General features: G+C 75.9%; 1 protein-coding gene. It reads right to left on the bottom strand.

Annotated features, from left to right (window positions below; genetic code table 11):
• A partial coding sequence (locus ACFU53_RS47940; protein ID WP_384006968.1) for an NAD(P)/FAD-dependent oxidoreductase occupies positions 1-1,435 on the bottom strand: 1,435 nt, incomplete at its 3' end.
• Positions 1,436-1,713 lie beyond the last annotated feature (278 nt).

Raw genomic sequence — 1,713 nt, 5'->3', positions numbered from 1 at the left:
GGCCCCGGGGAAGTCGCCGCCGGACGGGGAGAAGGGCGACGCGGGCGAGGACGGGGGGTGGGCGGACGCGCCCGCCGGCCGCGCTTCCGCTCCGGCCCCGGGAACCGGCGGCTCGGCGGGCGGAGTGGAGGGCGCCCTGGACGGTGCTGGTGTCGCGGTGGTCGCCGCAGACGTAGAGGCCGGCCAGGAGGCGTACCGGGCGGCGCAGGTCGTGCGGCGCGGGCATCGCGGGGACGGCCTCGGGGACGTGGTGCGCGGCGAGGAGTTCCCACCGGGCCGTGGACGTGCGGTAGAGGCGGGCCAGTTGGGCGCGGACCGTGGCGTCGAGGTGCGCGGGATCCGGGGGCGTGCCGAGGACCGTGGAGGTGATCAGGGCGCGGCCCGCCGGTGCCCGGCTCGGGTCGACCTGGCTGATGACCGCCGTGTGCGAGACGGGCCCGCTGCGGTCGGCGTCCAGGAGCAGCGCCGGTTCGGTCAACGGGGGCTCGTCCGTGGCGTGGTGCAGGACCGTCACCGGGTGGAAGTCCGGCACGCGCAGCCCCGGCAGCAGTTCGGCGGCGGACCGGGCGTCGGTGGCCAGCACCACCGCACGGCAGGTGAGTTCACCGTGGTGCGCCGTCGTGACCGAGGTAGTGCTGACCCCGGTGACCTGGACTCCCGTACGGACCGAGCCCGGTGGCAGCGCGGCCGCGAGGAGTTCCGGCAGGGTGTCGGCGCCGCCCTCCGGGATGCACAGCCGGCCCGTCGCGAAGGTGTGCAGGGCCAGGTCGGCGCAGCGGCTGGAGGTCCCCAGAGCCGGGTCGGCGAGCAGCGCGGCCAGCAGGGGGCGTACGAAACCGTCGATCGTCCGGGGCGGGAAACCCCGGGTCGCCAGCGCCTGGGCGGCCGGGACCTCCGCCCGGGTGAGGAGCCGCTCGGGCGCGGTCGCGGCGAGCCGGGCCAGGGCCATGGCCAGCCGGGACTGGTCGGCGGGTGCGCCCAGCCGGCCGGCCCTGGTGCCCGTGGAACGGACTTGGGGACGGCCCTGGTTCCGGGGGAGCCTGGGGGCGCTTGCGAGGGCGCGCGCGGCCGTGAGTGCGCCCCTCGCGCTCCGCAGGACAGGGGTGGCGCCGGCGCGCTGATGACGGCCGTCGGCGTGCAGCAGGACACCGGGGGCGAACGGCCGCAGGGGCAGGGTGTCCAGGCCCGGCGTGCGGCGCAGTTCCGGGTACGACGTGGAGAGCAACTGCGTCGTCCGGTCGAGGCGGAAGCCGTCGATCTTCTCGGTGGACATCCGGCCGCCGACGGCGGGTGCGGCCTCCAGGACGGTGGCCCTCAGCCCCGCCCTGGTCAGATGTCCGGCCGCAGCGAGGCCGGCCACACCGGCTCCTACGACGATGACGTCCACGTTCTCCGTGTCCGCCGGGTACGCCGACTGGTGCACCGACTCAAGCACGTGCCCCTCCCGAGGTCGCGCGGCTGCGGAGGTTGTATGCCCCCAACACCCTTCTGAAATACCTGAGTTCGGCACGAGAGTGAAGGTGGGGGCCGGGTCCGGGGAAGGAGCGTGTGGCCTCGCACGGGGGCATGGCGGGGATGCGTGTGCGCCGGGCGTTCGGGGGGTTTCGGTTCGTCGGCGACCGCGGGCCCGGTGGGGGCTGGTCGCGCAGTTCCCCGCGCCCTTGAAAAGCCGGGGCTGCGCCCCGTGCTTTTCGGCCCGAGAGGGCCGTAGGC

It is taken from the genome of Streptomyces sp. NPDC057474, from assembly GCF_042802555.1.
In the GTDB taxonomy this organism is placed as follows: domain Bacteria; phylum Actinomycetota; class Actinomycetes; order Streptomycetales; family Streptomycetaceae; genus Streptomyces.
The sequence above is the reverse complement of the archived record's forward strand: the minus strand, read 5'-3'. Positions and strand labels throughout refer to the sequence as shown.